The organism is Streptomyces sp. LHD-70, assembly GCF_031157275.1.
Lineage (GTDB): Bacteria > Actinomycetota > Actinomycetes > Streptomycetales > Streptomycetaceae > Streptomyces.
Genome location: NZ_JAVIFW010000002.1, coordinates 79,584 through 94,391, shown reverse-complemented (window position 1 = coordinate 94,391; position 14,808 = coordinate 79,584). Strand labels below are relative to the sequence as shown.

General features: G+C 70.1%; 14 protein-coding genes. 9 read left to right on the top strand and 5 right to left on the bottom strand.

The annotated features are described in order from the left end of the window. Positions 1-76 precede the first annotated feature (76 nt). Positions 77-1,153 carry a S1 family peptidase gene (locus RCO28_RS05380; protein WP_308939791.1) on the bottom strand — a complete coding sequence of 359 codons (1,077 nt, stop codon included), beginning with the start codon at positions 1,151-1,153 and terminating at the stop codon, positions 77-79. A gap of 505 nt (positions 1,154-1,658) precedes the next feature. Between RCO28_RS05380 and cimA the strand changes: the two genes are divergently transcribed. Further along, on the top strand, positions 1,659-3,266 hold the full coding sequence (gene cimA, locus RCO28_RS05375; protein ID WP_308939790.1) for a citramalate synthase: 1,608 nt from the start codon (positions 1,659-1,661) through the stop codon (positions 3,264-3,266). Between the two features lie 75 nt (positions 3,267-3,341). Continuing rightward, a complete protein-coding gene (locus RCO28_RS05370; RefSeq protein WP_308939789.1) occupies positions 3,342-4,670 on the top strand; it encodes a hypothetical protein in 1,329 nt (442 codons plus the stop codon). Here the strand turns inward: RCO28_RS05370 and RCO28_RS05365 are convergent. Further along, entirely contained in the window at positions 4,667-5,047 is a 381-nt protein-coding gene (locus tag RCO28_RS05365; RefSeq protein ID WP_308939788.1) for a helix-turn-helix domain-containing protein, read from the bottom strand. The two genes, RCO28_RS05370 and RCO28_RS05365, sit on opposite strands and share 4 nt — an antisense overlap. 89 nt (positions 5,048-5,136) lie before the next feature. Here RCO28_RS05365 and RCO28_RS05360 point away from each other — a divergent pair, with 89 nt between their 5' ends. From RCO28_RS05360 to RCO28_RS05350, 3 genes are all read left to right on the top strand, one after another. Beyond that, positions 5,137-6,126 (top strand): NAD(P)-binding domain-containing protein, encoded by a 990-nt coding sequence (locus RCO28_RS05360; protein ID WP_308939787.1) that lies wholly within the window; start codon positions 5,137-5,139, stop codon positions 6,124-6,126. Next, positions 6,123-7,013 carry an NAD(P)-binding domain-containing protein gene (locus RCO28_RS05355; RefSeq protein WP_308939786.1) on the top strand — a complete coding sequence of 297 codons (891 nt, stop codon included), beginning with the start codon at positions 6,123-6,125 and terminating at the stop codon, positions 7,011-7,013. The genes RCO28_RS05360 and RCO28_RS05355 overlap by 4 nt, the downstream gene beginning before the upstream one ends. 94 nt (positions 7,014-7,107) lie before the next feature. Then, positions 7,108-7,683 (top strand): helix-turn-helix domain-containing protein, encoded by a 576-nt coding sequence (locus tag RCO28_RS05350; RefSeq protein ID WP_308939785.1) that lies wholly within the window; start codon positions 7,108-7,110, stop codon positions 7,681-7,683. On the opposite strand, the gene RCO28_RS05345 is transcribed toward RCO28_RS05350, so the two are convergent. Beyond that, positions 7,664-7,891: a DUF397 domain-containing protein gene (locus RCO28_RS05345; RefSeq protein WP_308939784.1), complete on the bottom strand. Its 228-nt coding sequence runs from the start codon at positions 7,889-7,891 to the stop codon at positions 7,664-7,666. The genes RCO28_RS05350 and RCO28_RS05345 overlap by 20 nt on opposite strands. Then, positions 7,888-8,709 (bottom strand): helix-turn-helix transcriptional regulator, encoded by an 822-nt coding sequence (locus RCO28_RS05340; RefSeq protein WP_308939783.1) that lies wholly within the window; start codon positions 8,707-8,709, stop codon positions 7,888-7,890. Before RCO28_RS05340 ends, RCO28_RS05345 begins: the two co-directional genes overlap by 4 nt. Positions 8,710-8,821: 112 nt before the next feature. On the opposite strand from RCO28_RS05340, the gene RCO28_RS05335 reads away from it, so the two are divergent. Further along, on the top strand, positions 8,822-9,256 hold the full coding sequence (locus tag RCO28_RS05335; protein WP_308939782.1) for an ATP-binding protein: 435 nt from the start codon (positions 8,822-8,824) through the stop codon (positions 9,254-9,256). Beyond that, positions 9,253-9,801, top strand: a complete 549-nt coding sequence (locus RCO28_RS05330; RefSeq protein ID WP_308939781.1) for a YdeI/OmpD-associated family protein — start codon at positions 9,253-9,255, stop codon at positions 9,799-9,801. Before RCO28_RS05335 ends, RCO28_RS05330 begins: the two co-directional genes overlap by 4 nt. Positions 9,802-9,885: 84 nt before the next feature. Here RCO28_RS05330 and RCO28_RS05325 read toward each other — a convergent pair whose 3' ends face one another. After that, positions 9,886-10,482, bottom strand: a complete 597-nt coding sequence (locus RCO28_RS05325; protein WP_308939780.1) for a YceI family protein — start codon at positions 10,480-10,482, stop codon at positions 9,886-9,888. Positions 10,483-10,709: 227 nt separating this feature from the next. Between RCO28_RS05325 and RCO28_RS05320 the strand changes: the two genes are divergently transcribed. Then, positions 10,710-13,040, top strand: coding sequence for a polysaccharide lyase 8 family protein (locus RCO28_RS05320; protein ID WP_308939779.1), 2,331 nt, complete (start codon positions 10,710-10,712; stop codon positions 13,038-13,040). A gap of 183 nt (positions 13,041-13,223) precedes the next feature. Beyond that, positions 13,224-14,798: an acyl-CoA carboxylase subunit beta gene (locus RCO28_RS05315; RefSeq protein ID WP_374991112.1), complete on the top strand. Its 1,575-nt coding sequence runs from the start codon at positions 13,224-13,226 to the stop codon at positions 14,796-14,798. Positions 14,799-14,808: the final 10 nt, after the last annotated feature.

Below are 14,808 nucleotides of genomic sequence, written 5' to 3'. Positions count from 1 at the left end.
GACGGGGGGTGCGCCGCTCTTGCCGTTCGGTGGGCGGTTCCGTAGGCGGTTCCGTACGCGATCTTCCGTACGCGGATCAGTAGACGTCGACCCCGTAAGCGGTCAGTGCCTCCTGCACCGGCTGGAAGACCGCCGAGCCGACGCCGTTGTCGCAGGTGCCGCCGGAGCCGGAGTGGATGCCGAGGGCCGTGGTGCCCGCGAAGTGCGCGCCGCCGCTGTCGCCGCCGGACGAGCAGATGTTGGTCTTCACCATGCCGTACACGTAGTTGCCGTTGCCGTAGTTCACGGTGACGTCGGTCTGCGTGACGGAGCCCGAGGTGACCTTGGTGGTCGACCCGGACTTCTTGAGCGCCTGGCCGACCACGGCCGTGGCGGCCGAAGTGATGTCCTGGTAGCCGCCGTTGTAGAGGTTCACATGGCCCGCGGGCGCCGAGCCGTCGGTGTACTTGACGATGCCGTAGTCGTTGGTCGGGAAGCTCGACCCGGTGCGCCGGCCGATCACCGGGCCGCCGGAGGAGGCGCTCCAGTTCGCGACCGAGTCGGTGCAGTGCCCGGCCGTGAGGAAGTACCGGGTCGCGCCGTTGGAGACGTTGAAGGCGGCCGAGCAGCGGGAGCCGCCGCCGTAGATCGCGTCACCGCCCGCCACCTCCTGAGTGAACTCGCCCGGTACGCGGGTGACTTGGACCGCTCCGTCCAGGGTGCCCGCGACCCGCTCGATCGTGGCGTACCCGGCCGCCGAGACCGTGGAGTCGGCCTCGACGACGACCTGGTTGCGTCTGGGGTCCACGCCCCAGCTGGTGCCGGGGATCTTGGCGCCCTTCTCCAGGGCGGTGGCCGCCTCCCGCAGCCGGGTGCCGCTGCGCTCGACCAGCTTCGGCGTGCCGCCGCGGGACCGGACCAGTTCGGCGTCCGCCTCGCGCGTGACCGTGGTGACCAGGTCGCCCGTGCGGGTGTCGAGGTAACTGCCCGCACTGCGCCCGCCCAGCTCGCGCGCGAGGTCCGCGCTGCGCTGGTACGTGTCGGCGCCCGCACGGACGCCGGGGGCGGGCGAGGGCTCGTCGGCGCCGGACGCGGCGGCCGCGGGGGAGCCGGGGAGTAGGAGGGTGAGGGGGAGTGCCACCAGGGTCACGGCGGTGGCCAGAGTGCGCTTCACGTGCTGCCTCCCGACAGGGTGGGGGTGTCGTGTTCACAACAGAAGCGCCAGCATCGTAGGTCCGGACCACTGCTCAGGCGTCGCAGCGACGCGTGGAGGTTTTGTGCGCCGATGCCCCCACGGATGCCTCCGTATCCGCTCCCGTGGAGGCCAAGGTCTCCTGACGTTCAGGCGGTCGGCCTCGTGACGGACACCACGTCATGCGGCCGACCGCATCGTGAGACCCCCGCCCCAGGAAGGGGCAACTTGTGCAAAACTCACCGCGTGTTCCGCATCGCGATGATTATTCGCAGCGAGCGCGCCGGTCCGCAGTGACCGCTCCGTACCACCCCGTACGGGCGGACACCGTCGTCCCAGACCCGCGCGCAGACCTCTCGCACCCGCGAGAGGTTTTTCTGTTTTCCCGGCCCACCTCACACCGGGAACGGAGCGCGAGGGATCATAGGGGAACGGTGGAACCGGTCATTCCGGCAGACCGAGATCCAAAAACAGGAGCCAGATCAGCATGACGGTAAGCACGGGAAATCCCGACGACTCGTTCCACGTCTTCGACACCACGCTGCGCGACGGCGCGCAGCGCGAGGGCATCAACCTCACCGTCGCGGACAAGCTGACCATCGCCCGGCACCTGGACGACTTCGGCGTGGGCTTCATCGAGGGCGGCTGGCCGGGCGCCAACCCCCGCGACACCGAGTTCTTCGCCCGCGCCAAGCAGGAGATCGAGTTCAAGCACGCCCAGCTGGTGGCCTTCGGTGCCACCCGCAGGGCGCATGTGAAGGCCGCCGACGACCCGCAGGTCAAGGCCCTCCTCGACTCCGGCGCCCCGGTCGTCACACTCGTCGCCAAGTCCCACGACCGGCACGTCGAACTCGCCCTGCGCACCACGCTCGACGAGAACCTCGCGATGATCGCCGACACCGTGTCGTACCTGCGCGAGCAGGGCCGCCGCGTCTTCGTCGACTGCGAGCACTTCTTCGACGGCTACCGCGCCAACCCCACGTACGCGAAGTCCGTCGTCCGCACCGCCTCCGAGGCCGGCGCCGACGTCGTGATCCTCTGCGACACCAACGGCGGCATGCTCCCCGCCCAGGTCCAGGCCGTCGTCGCCACCGTCCTCGCCGACACCGGCGCCCGGCTCGGCATCCACGCCCAGGACGACACCGGCTGCGCCGTCGCCAACACCCTCGCCGCCGTCGACGCGGGCGCCACCCACGTCCAGTGCACCGCCAACGGCTACGGCGAGCGCGTCGGCAACGCCAACCTCTTCCCGGTCGTCGCCGCCCTCCAGCTCAAGTACGGCAAGCAGGTCCTGCCCGAGGGCGCGCTCGCCGAGATGACCCGGATCTCGCACGCCATCGCCGAGGTCGTCAACCTCATCCCCTCCACGCACCAGCCGTACGTCGGCGTCTCGGCCTTCGCGCACAAGGCGGGCCTGCACGCCTCCGCCATCAAGGTCGACCCGGACCTGTACCAGCACATCGACCCCGAGCTCGTCGGCAACACCATGCGCATGCTGGTCTCCGACATGGCGGGCCGCGCCTCCGTCGAGCTCAAGGGCAAGGAACTCGGCGTCGACCTGGGCGGCGACCGCGAGCTGGTCGGCCGCGTCGTCCAGCGCGTCAAGGAGCGCGAACTGAAGGGGTACTCGTACGAGGCCGCCGACGCCTCCTTCGAGCTGCTGCTCCGCGAGGAGGTCGAGGGCCGCCCGCGCCGCTACTTCCGTACCGAGTCCTGGCGCGCCATCACCGAGGACCGCCCCGACGGCACGCACGCCAACGAGGCCACGGTGAAGCTCTGGGCGAAGGGCGAGCGGATCGTCTCCACGGCCGAGGGCAACGGTCCGGTCAACGCCCTCGACATGGCGATGCGCGTCGGCCTGGAGCGGTTCTACCCGGAGCTGTCCAAGCTGGAGCTGGTCGACTACAAGGTCCGCATCCTGGAGGGCACGCACGGCACGTCCTCCACGACCCGCGTCCTGATCTCGACCTCCGACGGCACCGGCGAGTGGTCCACCGTCGGCGTCGCGGAGAACGTCATCGCCGCCTCCTGGCAGGCCCTGGAGGACGCGTACACCTACGGTCTGCTGCGCGCCGGGGTCGAGCCCACGGAGTAGCCGCCCGACCCGAGGCCTGCAACCGGTGGCCTCCTAGGCCGGTCGAATGACGGCCGACCGAGTTACCGTCGAGGTATGAGGCCTCTCATATCGGTACGGATCACCGTCCGAGTGATCCTGGCACTGCTTCTGGCCCTGGGTGTCGCCTTCACAGTGGCACCCGGGGCACAGGCCGCGACGCCCGTGTCCGAAGTGGCACAGGCCCTGAAGAAGAGCCCTGTCTACGTCGACCCCGCGGCCTCCGGCCTGCTCTCCGCCGCGGATGCGGACGCTCTCGCCACGAAGATCGAGAACGCGGACAAGCCGGTGTTCGTGGCTGTGCTGCCGCAGGACTATCCGACGGATGACACCCTCTTCAACCGGTTGCGGACCCAGACCGGTGTGGAGGGCGTCTACGTCATCGGCGTCGGGGACCGGCTGAACGCTGCGGCGAACCCCAGCACGCTGCCCTCGAATGCGCTGAACAACATCAAGGAGAGCGTCGAGGGCACCACCGTCACGGAGCGCCTCAACAGCTTCGTCGACCTGGCGGTCCGCGACGCCGCCGGCTCCGCCCCCGCCTCCTGGGACACCGCGGCCGACGACTTCGACCCCGCCGCCCTGATCGGTCTGGGCGCGGTCGCCCTCGCCGGCGGTGCCGGTGCGTACGCGCTGGTGAGGCGGAACCGCAAGCGCAAGGCCGACGCCGAGTGGGCGGCCCTGGCCAAGCTGCGAGTCGTCGTCGACGAGGACATCACCGCGTTCGGCGAGGAACTGGACCGTCTGGACTTCCACCCGAGCGAACCCGGCGCCACGGACGAGATGCGCACCGACTACGAGCACGCCCTCGACGCGTACGACAAGGCCAAGTCCCTGATGGGCCAGGCGGAACGGCCCGAGGACGTGCGCGGTGTGACCGAGGCGATCGAGGACGGCCGGTTCGCGCTCGCCGTCCTGGCCGCGCGCCGCGAGGGCCGCGAGCTGCCGGTCCGCAGGCCTCCGTGCTTCTTCGATCCGCGCCACGGCCCGGCCGTAGCGGACATGTCCTGGGCCCCCGAGGGCGGTACGCCGCGAGACGTGCCGGTCTGCGCGGCGGACCGTACGCGGATCGAAGAGGGTGAGGACCCCGCCGTCCGCACCGTCGACACCCCCACCGGCCGCCGCCCGTACTACGAGGCGGGACCGGTGTACGGCCCCTGGGCGGGCGGCTACTTCGGCGGCGGCCTGCTGCCGGGTCTGCTCATGGGCACGATGCTCGGCCACATGATGGCGAGCCCGGCCTACGCGGCCACGGACTACGGCTCCGGCGAGGGCGGCTTCGAGGGCGGCGACAGCTCGGGCTCCGACTTCGGCTCCGGCGACTTCGGCGGCGGCTTCGGGGACGGGGGAGGGTTCGGAGGCGGGGACTTCGGCGGCGGGTTCTAAGCGGAAGCCGACACCTCGGAGTCGGGGTGCGCGACGACGTCGAGGCCGTTGCGCCGGATCCGGTTCTGCCCCCATTCACCGAGCGGCAGCAGCGCCTCGTTGAGCGCCTCGCCCGCCTCGGTCAGCCCGTACTCCACCCTCGGCGGGACTTCCGCGTAGACCGTGCGGTGGACGAGACCGTCCTCTTCCATCTGGCGCAGGTGCTGGGTCAGCATCTTCTCGCTCACTCCCGGCAGCGCGCGGCGCAGTTCGGCGAAGCGCCGGATGCCGTGCGCGTGCAGCTCCCAGAGGACGAGGCCCTTCCATTTGCCGCTGACGACGTCGAGTGCGGCGTCGATCCCGCAGATGTAGGGGCCGTTGCGCGGTGCTTTCGCCATGGCTGCCGCTCCTCACTTACCAAAAGGTAAGTACCGCAGTAAATAGTGGGTACTTCCACGACGCTACCGCCTTGAGCAGCATGGTGGACATGCCTGCACAACCTGAACGCACTGAAGAATCATCCCAGTTGACCGACGTCACCCTGCTCGGCCTCGGCGCGATGGGCAGCGTCCTGGCGTCCACCCTGCTCGACGCCGGCCGTTCCGTGACCGTCTGGAACCGCACCCCCGGCCGTGCCACCGCACTGGTGGCCCACGGCGCCCGTGCCGTGGACCCGGTGCGCGAGGCCGTGGCGGCGAGCCCGGTGGTCGTCGCCTGCCTGCTCGACCACTCCTCGGTCAAGGAGACCCTCGGTCCGGTCGCCGACGAGCTGCGCGGTCGCACCCTGGTCAACGTCACCACCACGACCCCGAACGAGTCCCGCGCCCTGGCGTCCTGGGCGGCCGAGCACGGTATCGACTACCTCGACGGCGCCATCATGGCCGTACCTTCCATGATCGGATCCGGCGAGGGGCAGTTCTTCTACAGCGGTTCGCGGGCCGCTTACGACGCCCTGCTGCCGACCTTCGACCTCTGGGCCCCGAGCGAGTTCCACGGCACGGACGCCGGGCGGGCCGCGCTTGTGGACCTGGCGATGCTGTCGGGGATGTACCAGATGTTCGCGGGCTTCTTCCACGGCGCCGCGATGGCCGCCTCCGCGGGGATGAGCGCGTCCGGGTTCGCCGCCCGGCAGGCCCCGTTCCTGTCCGCCATGACCCAGGAACTCGCCGCCCTCGCGAAGGTCGTCGACGGCGGGGACTACACCGTCCCGGGCCAGCAGAGTCTGGAGTTCTCCGACCTGTCGCACCTCGTGCGCGCCAGCGAGGAGGAGGGCGTCGACCCCGCCCCGATCGCCGCCGTCCAGACGCTCATCAGCCGCGAGATCGCCGCGGGCCACGGCACGGAGGGGTTCGCGCGGATCTACGAGAGCCTGCGCGCCGAAGCCTCCTCCACCACCACGAACTCCTCCACCACCACGAACTCCTCCTCCACCACGAACTCCTCCTCCACCACCACGAACGAAGGAGACGCCGCGTGAACGCCACGCCCGTCACGCTCATCGGCCTCGGCCCCATGGGTCAGGCCATGGTCCGCTCGCTGCTCGCCGCCGGTCACCCGGTCACGGTCTGGAACCGCACCGCGGGCCGGGCCGACGGCGTCGTCGCCGACGGCGCCGTCCTGGCCGCCTCGCCCGCCGAGGCGGTCGCCGCGAGTGAGCTGGTCATCCTCAGCCTCACCGACTACCAGGCGATGTACGACGTACTCCGCGCCGCCGGTACGGCCCTGGCCGGTCGCACCATCGTCAACCTCAGCTCGGACACCCCCGACCGCGCCCGCGAGGCCGCGGCCTGGGCGGCCGAGCACGGGGCACGGTTCGTCACCGGCGGGGTGATGGTGCCCGCGCCGATGGTGGGCACCGAGGCGGCGTACGTCTACTACAGCGGGCCGTCCGACGCCTTCGAGGCACACCGCCCGGCGCTGGCCCGGATCGGAGCGCCGCGCTACCTCGGCGAGGACGCGGGCCTCGCGCAGTTGATGTACCAGGCCCACCTGGACGTCTTCCTGACGAGCCTCTCGGCGCTGATGCACGCGACGGCGCTGCTCGGCTCGGCCGGGATCACCGCCGCGGAGGCCGTCCCGGAGCTGATGCCGACGCTGGCCGACATCCCGGCGATGCTCCAGGCAGGCGAGGAGAACGTCGGCGCGCAGATCGACGCGGGCGAGCACCCGGGCCACCTGAGCACGGCGACCATGATGGGCGCCACGGCGGACCACATCGTCGCCACGAGCGCCGCCGTCGGCATCGACCTGACGCTGCCGCGCGCTGTCCAGTCCCACTATCACCGAGCGATCGCCGACGGCCACGGGAAGGAGAACTGGACCCGGATCATCGATGGGATCCGCGATCCGGACCAGCGCCGCTGAGTGTGGCCGTGGTCCGGGGCGTCGTGGGGGGCGCCGTGGGGGTGCCCCCCGTTTGTGATGTCTCAGTGTGTCATCACTTGTTAGGGTCGGGGGTATGGCGAGATGGGATTCCGGCACGCAGGCGCGTCTCGCGAAGGCGGCACTTGAGCTCTTCATGGAGCGCGGGTACGACGACGTGACGGTGACGCACATCGCGGAGCGCGCCGGGATCACCCGCCGCTCGTACTTCCGCTACTTCCCCGACAAGCGCGCGGTGTTGTTCGCGGACTCGGAGAAACTGCCGCCCGCGGTCTACAAGGCCGTACGCGCGGTCCACCGCGAAGCGCCGCCCCTCGTGGCGGCTCTTGAGGCCCTTGGTCGAGTCGGCGCACAACTCGTCGCTCACACTCAGAACGCGGCCGAGCGCCGCGCGGTGATCGACGCCAGCCCGGAACTCCAGGAACGCGACCGGACGAAGCTGGCGGAGGTCGCCGCGTCGATCGCCACAGCACTGGCGGACCGAGGCACGGACCGAGAGACCGCACGTCTCGTGGCGCAGACCGCGACCATCGCCTACGAGAACGCCCTCGCGCGATGGATCGAAGCGGCCGACGGCGAGAACTTCGCCTCCTGCCTCGACGCGATGACGGCCTCGCTCCGAGACGCGATCCTTAGCTCCACCGCGCGCTGACGAAGGCGTCCCAGGCGGCCGGTTCGACGGTGAGGACCGGCCCGCCGGGGTTCTTGGAGTCGCGGATGTGGATGGCGGCGGGGTGGGTGGCGATCTCGACGCAGTCGGCGCCTGCGCTGGCGCTGTAGCTCGACTTCCGCCATTCGTAGGCGACTTCGAGGCAGGCGCCGCCCTGGTCGCTGCTGTAGCTGGACTTGAACCAATTCATGTCTCTCCAAGCAGATCGTCCAGCAGGCGCATGCTCTCGGTGGGAGAGAGGGCCTGCGAACGCAGCATCCCATACTTCTGTTGGAGCACACTGACCTTGTCTGGATCATCGTGCAGGAAGCTCACCAGCTGCCCTTCGACGTACGCCAGTTGATCGTGATCAGGGGTCTCCAGGAGCACCATGGGCCCGGCCAGACCGGCGTGGAGTTCCCGGTCGGTCGGCATGATCTGCAGCCCGAGGAAAGGGAGTTCGGCGCATTTCCGCAGGTGTCGAATCTGGTCGCGCAGAACCTCTCGGCCTCCGATGGGGCGGTGCAGGACCACTTCCTCTAACAGGAAGTTGGCCATCACGCGTGGCTTGCGCTGGAAGACCTTCTGGCGGTCGAGGCGTGCAGTGACCCAGTCGTCCAACTCCTCCTCGTCCAGGGGCGGATAGAGGCACGAGAACACAGCTCGGGAGTACGCCTCGGTCTGGAGCAACCCCGGCACGACCTGGTTCTCGTACCAGAGCAGCGTCAACGCCTCCTGCTCGTACTCAATAAAGTCCTGCGCGAACGCCGGAAACCGCTCCCGCGTGGGCATATGGCTGGCCCCGATCGCCAACACCCCACCAGTCGCGAGGAATTCGTCGAGCTGCGTGGCCAGATCGATGTGCAGCGCGCGGCGCCCCTGCTCGATCGAGGCGATCGTGTCGACGTGGACGCCGATCTCCTCCGCCAACTGGAACTGCGTAAGTCTGGCCTGCTTGCGGAAATGGGCGAGCTGCGCGCCGACCACGCACCACGAGGTGCTCTTCCTGGGCTTCTTCGCCGGGTGCATGGCCGCGTCCTTCCCCCTGTGGAGCCGTACGACTCCGTACACGGCCCGTACAAACGCCTTGTACGAGCTGACTCACTGGATGAGCTTAGTCACTCCCTGTGACATTCGCCGTATGAACGAGCAACCCCAACTCCCCTCCCTCCGCGAGGCGTTCTACCGCCGGGAGCGCAGGTCCGTCCCCGCCGCGCGGGAGTTCGCGCGCCGGGCGCTGAAGGACTGGGAAGTGACCGCCCGCGCCGACGACATCGCGCTCTGCGTGAGCGAACTCGCCACCAACGCCCTGCTGCACGGCGTACCGCCGGGGCGCGGCTATCTGCTGCGGATCGATCGCCGCCCCGACCGCACCGTACGCATCGAAGTGCATGACAGCGGCGACGGCGAGGTGCGGACGCCCGGCGCGGAGCCGGATGCCGAGGGTGGGCGCGGGCTGCAGCTGGTCGCGGCGCTCGCGGACCGCTGGGGGGTGGGGGAGCGCGTGCCGGGCAAGGTCGTGTGGTGTGAGTTCGAGGGCGACTGTCAGTGGTCGGTGGCAGGATCGAACGTATGACGGAGACCTTGGAGTTCGTGGACCTGGCCGGGCTGGAGGGCTGGCTGGAGCGGCATCACGACGTGCAGGCGGGGATCTGGGTGAAGGTCGCCAAGAAGGGCTCGGGCATCGCGTCGGTGACGGCGGCCGAGGTGAACGACGCGGCGCTGTGCTGGGGCTGGATCACCGGTCAGCGCAAGGGAGTTGACGCGGTGTACTACCTGCAGAAGATCACGCCGAGACGGGCGCGCAGCGTGTGGTCGCAGGTGAACGTGCGCAGGGTCGCGGAGCTGATCGCCGACGGCCGGATGCGGGAGCCGGGGCTCGCGGAGATCGAGGCGGCGAAGGCGGACGGCCGCTGGGACGCGGCGTACGCCTCGCAGAAGGACGCCACCGTCCCGGAGGATCTCGCGGCGGCGCTCGACGCGGACCCGAAGGCGAGACGGGCGTACGAGAAGCTCGGCCGGACGGACGCGTATCTCGTGCTGCTGCCGCTCCTGAAGGCGCGTACGGCCGAGGCGCGGGAGGCCGCGCTGCGGGCGGCGGTGGCCCGGCTCGGGGCATGAGCGCCCGCCCTCCGACGGGGGAGCGGAGGGCGGGCGCAGCTCATGGGGAGGGGTGCCCGGGGTTCTCCCGGGCCTCGCGAACGGTTACTTCTTGATCGCCGAGATGTCGAAGCTCAGCTTGATCTTGTCCGAGATCAGCACGCCGCCCGTCTCGAGCGCGGCGTTCCAGGTCAGGTCCCACTCCGAGCGCAGGATCTCCGCCTTGCCCTCGAAGCCGACGCGCTCGTTGCCGAACGGGTCCGTGGCCGAGCCGTTGAACTCCAGGTCGATCGTGACCGGCTTGGTGACGCCCTTGATGGTGAGGTCGCCGGTGATCCGGTAGTCGTCGCCGCCGAGGGCCTCCGCCGAGGTGGAGCGGAAGGTCATCGCCGGGAACTGCTCGACGTCGAAGAAGTCGGCGCTCTTGAGGTGGCCGTCGCGGTCCGGCGCACCGGTGTCGACGCTGTCCATCTTGATGTCGAGGCTCGCGGCGGACGCGGCCGGGTTCGAGCCGTCGAGGCTCAGGCCGCCCTCGAAGTCGAGGAAGGCGCCCTTGACGTTCGTGACCATCGCGTGGCGGGCGGTGAAGCCGAGCGAGGAGTGCGACGGGTCGATCGTGTACTCGCCGGTGAGCGCGGCCAGCTCGGGGCTGACCTGTGCGGGGACGGTGGCGGTGTCGTTCTTGCGGCTGAAGATGCCCATGACTGCTCCTGAGGGGGACGGCTCCGGAGAGGCTCCGAAGCAGGAGGTTTAACGTTCAACGAGATTCACTGTAGCGCGGAGAAGTTCAACTTTCAACAGTTTGGGGAGGTCGGGTCCCGCGGGCCGGATTCAGGCGTGTCGAAATCCTTGTCGGGAGCCGCAGCGGCGGTAACGGTATAGACCACGCCGACCGGGGCAACGCCTGTACCCACTGCGGAGGTTGAGACGTGCCGACGACACGCCGTACGTTCCTGACAGCCACGAGCGCCACAGCCGCCGGGGCCGCGCTCACGGTGCTCGGAACCGCGAGACCGGCTGCGGCAGCCGAGGACGAGTACGACACCCTCAGAGCCCGCTGGCTCACCATCCAGCTCGGCACCGGCTACGACCCGGCCGCCGAGCCCTTCGCCGCCCGCCTCAAGGAGACCGGGGAACTCGCCCGCGGCTTCCGCGGCACCATGGCGCCCACCGCCGACTCCCTCTGGCCCGGTCACCCCTTCGACCCGCCCGCCGGCATCACCCAGAGCTACAGCCGTCTCTGGACGATGACCAGGGCGTACGCCCAGGAAGGCACCGGACTCACGGGCGACCAGACCCTCCTCGCCGACATCAAGCGCGGCCTCGACCACCTCTCCGTGACCGTCTACAACCCGTCCACCACCCGCTACGGCAACTGGTGGGAGTGGCAGATCGGCAGCCCCCGCCTGCTCCTCGACATCGTCGCCACGCTCTACGACGAGCTGACCGAGGCCCAGCGTGAGGCGGCCTGCGCGGCCGTCGACCACTTCATCCCGGACAGCATGCTCGGCGACTACACCGGCACCTCGACCGGCGCCAACCGCGTCGACCTGTGCCGCTCGGTCGCCCTGCGCGGCATCGTCGGCAAGAAGCCCGAGAAGATCGCCCTCGCCCGCGATGCCCTCTCCCCGGTCTTCCCGTACGTCACGAAGGGGGACGGGCTCTACGCCGACGGCTCGTTCGTGCAGCACACCTGGGTCGCGTACTCGGGTACGTACGGGCAGGTCCTGATGGACGGGCTCGGGCGGCTCTTCGCGCTGCTCACCGGGGCCACCTGGGAGGTGACCGACCCGAAGCGGCAGATCATCCTCGACAGCGTCGAGCACGCCTTCGCGCCGCTCATCCACGACGGCCTGATGATGGACAGCGTCAACGGCCGTGCCATCAGCCGCGGTTACCTGAAATCCGACGACCGGCGGGTGATGCGCTCCGACCACTTCCACGGCCACGCCCTGATCGCCGCGATCGCCCTGCTCGCCCAGGGCGCGAGCCCCGCCGAACGGGATCGCTGGCACGGCATGGTCAAGGGCTGGATCGCGCGCGACACGGTCATCCCGATCCTCACGGGCCGCCAGTTCGGCACCGACGACCTGGCCCGCCTTCACGCCGTCCAGGCGTCGCCCGTACCCGCCGCGCCCGAGCCGGTCGCGCACCGCCTTTTCACGTCCATGGACCGGTCCGTGCACCGCCGCCCCGGCTGGGCCGCGAACATCTCGATGGCCTCGGAGCGGATCTCGTACTACGAGTGCGGCAACGGCGAGAACCCGCGCGGCTGGCACACGGGCGCGGGCATGGTCTATTGGTGGGGCCCGGAGGGCAAGACCGACCAGTACACCGACTGGTTCTGGCCGACCGTCGACTTCTACCGGCTGCCCGGAACGACCGTGTCCACCAAACGACTTGCCGACAAGGCGGGCGGCGAATGGGGCGAGCCGAAACCCGACGCGCAGTGGGTCGGCGGGGTCACCGACGGCGAGTTCGCGGCCGTCGGCCAGCATCTGAAGGGACTCGGCTCCACCCTGGAGGCCCGCAAGTCCTGGTTCTGCGCGGCCGATGCGGTGATCTGCCTCGGCGCGGGCATCACGGCGCGCGACGGCGCGCCCGTGGAGACGATCGTCGACAACCGGAATCTCGGCGAGTCCGGCTCCAACTCCCTTACGGTACGGAGCCGTTGGGCCCATCTGGAGGGCCACGGCGGCTGGGTCCTGCCCTCCGGCGGACGCCTGCGCACGCTCCGCGAGGACCGCACGGGCGCCTGGTCCGACATCAACACGACCAGCTCCACGGAGCGCCGCACCCGCCGCTGGCAGACCCTCTGGCTCGACCACGGCACCGACCCCACCGACGCCTCGTACGTCTACCTCCTCATGCCCGGCGCCGGGCCGCGCGAGCTCGCGGAGCGCGCCGCCGACCGCGGCTGGCTGCGGACCCTCGCCAACGACAGCGCCCGCCAGGCCGTCGCCGTCCCCTCCCTCGGCCTGACCGCAGCCAACTTCTGGACGCCCGGTACGGTGAGGGACCTCACCGTGACCGGGCCGGCCAGCGTGCTGCTGCGCCGCCGCGGCCGCACCGCCGGCCTCACGGTCAGCGAGCCGACCCGCACCGGGCGGCCCTTCGAGCTCGTCTGGCGCCGCCGGGTCGCCCGCGTCACCGCGCACGATCCGTCGGTGGAGGTGCTCTCCACGGGGCGCGAACTGAGGCTGCGGATCACTCCGGGCACGGCGGGCGGCGGTCACCGCTGTGAGGTGACTCTCAGCTGAGCCATCCCGCGCTTTTGTGGAATCACCACAAGCCGACGCCCCCCTGAGCAGTCACTTCAACTGCACACCGGAGGGTTCCTGTCCGGGTTCTGTCCGGGGGTACCAGGAAAACGGGCCGGAGACTGTGAGGAGTCGACGGCCCGTTTTCCTTGGTCGGCTTCGTAAGGTCGCTACATGACCGTTTTGGACGACACCCCGGGTGAGCCCGCAGACGCCCGCGGCCGCGTGGCCGAGCTGCACGAGATCCGCGCCCAGGCGCTGGCCGGCCCCAGCGAGAAGGCCACCGCCGCCCAGCACGCCAAGGGCAAGCTGACGGCCCGGGAGCGGATCGAGCTCCTGGTCGACCCGGGTTCGTTCAAGGAGGTCGAGCAGCTGCGCCGGCACCGCGCGGTCGGCTTCGGCCTGGAGGCCAAGAAGCCGTACACGGACGGTGTGATCACCGGTTGGGGCACGGTCGAGGGCCGGACGGTCTTCGTGTACGCGCACGACTTCCGGATCTTCGGCGGTGCGCTGGGTGAGGCGCACGCCACGAAGATCCACAAGATCATGGACATGGCCATCGCGGCCGGTGCGCCGCTGGTCTCGCTCAACGACGGCGCGGGCGCCCGTATCCAGGAGGGCGTCAGCGCGCTCGCCGGTTACGGCGGGATCTTCCAGCGCAACACCAGGGCCTCGGGTGTGATCCCGCAGATCTCGGTGATGCTCGGCCCGTGCGCGGGCGGCGCCGCCTACTCGCCGGCGCTGACGGACTTCGTGTTCATGGTGCGGGACACCTCGCAGATGTTCATCACCGGCCCGGACGTCGTGAAGGCCGTCACCGGTGAGGAGATCACGCAGAACGGCCTGGGCGGCGCGGACGTCCACGCGGAGACCTCGGGCGTCGCGCACTTCGCGTACGACGACGAGGAGACCTGCATCGCCGAGGTCCGCTACCTCCTGTCGATGCTCCCGTCCAACAATCGCGAGAACCCCCCGACCGCACACTGCGACGACCCCGCCGACCGGCGCTCCGACGTCCTGCTCGACCTGGTCCCCGCGGACGGCAACCGGCCGTACGACATGCACAAGGTCATCGAGGAACTCGTCGACGACGGCGACTTCCTGGAGGTCCACGAGCGCTGGGCCCGCAACATCGTCTGCGCCCTGGCCCGCCTCGACGGCCAGGTCGTCGGCATCGTCGCCAACCAGCCGCAGGCGCTCGCCGGTGTCCTCGACATCGAGGCCTCGGAGAAGGCCGCGCGCTTCGTGCAGATGTGCGACGCCTTCAACATCCCGATCGTCACGCTGCTCGATGTTCCGGGCTTCCTGCCGGGCGTGGACCAGGAGCACGGCGGCATCATCCGGCACGGCGCGAAGCTGCTGTACGCGTACTGCAACGCGACGGTGCCGCGGATCTCGCTCATCCTGCGGAAGGCGTACGGCGGTGCTTACATCGTCATGGACTCACAGTCCATCGGCGCCGACCTGACGTATGCGTGGCCGACCAACGAGATCGCGGTGATGGGTGCGGAAGGCGCCGCTAACGTGATTTTCCGGCGGCAGATCGCCGAGGCCGAGGACCCGGAGACGATGCGGGCGCGCATGGTCAAGGAGTACAAGGCCGAGCTGATGCACCCGTACTACGCGGCCGAGCGCGGCCTCGTCGACGACGTCATCGACCCCGCCGAGACCCGCGAGGTCCTCGTGGCCGCGCTCGCGATGCTCAGCAACAAGCACGCGGACCTGCCGTCCCGCAAGCACGGCAACCCGCCCCAGTGACTTTTCGTCC

Excerpts from the sequence above, each read along its gene's own strand:
- cimA (WP_308939790.1), top strand. The coding sequence starts at position 1,659 with ATGACGGTAAGCACGGGAAATCCCGACGACTCGTTCCACGTCTTCGAC.
- RCO28_RS05370 (WP_308939789.1), top strand. The coding sequence starts at position 3,342 with ATGAGGCCTCTCATATCGGTACGGATCACCGTCCGAGTGATCCTGGCA.
- RCO28_RS05365 (WP_308939788.1), bottom strand. The coding sequence starts at position 5,047 with ATGGCGAAAGCACCGCGCAACGGCCCCTACATCTGCGGGATCGACGCC.
- RCO28_RS05360 (WP_308939787.1), top strand. The coding sequence starts at position 5,137 with ATGCCTGCACAACCTGAACGCACTGAAGAATCATCCCAGTTGACCGAC.
- RCO28_RS05350 (WP_308939785.1), top strand. The coding sequence starts at position 7,108 with ATGGCGAGATGGGATTCCGGCACGCAGGCGCGTCTCGCGAAGGCGGCA.
- RCO28_RS05345 (WP_308939784.1), bottom strand. The coding sequence starts at position 7,891 with ATGAATTGGTTCAAGTCCAGCTACAGCAGCGACCAGGGCGGCGCCTGC.
- RCO28_RS05340 (WP_308939783.1), bottom strand. The coding sequence starts at position 8,709 with ATGCACCCGGCGAAGAAGCCCAGGAAGAGCACCTCGTGGTGCGTGGTC.
- RCO28_RS05335 (WP_308939782.1), top strand. The coding sequence starts at position 8,822 with ATGAACGAGCAACCCCAACTCCCCTCCCTCCGCGAGGCGTTCTACCGC.
- RCO28_RS05330 (WP_308939781.1), top strand. The coding sequence starts at position 9,253 with ATGACGGAGACCTTGGAGTTCGTGGACCTGGCCGGGCTGGAGGGCTGG.
- RCO28_RS05325 (WP_308939780.1), bottom strand. The coding sequence starts at position 10,482 with ATGGGCATCTTCAGCCGCAAGAACGACACCGCCACCGTCCCCGCACAG.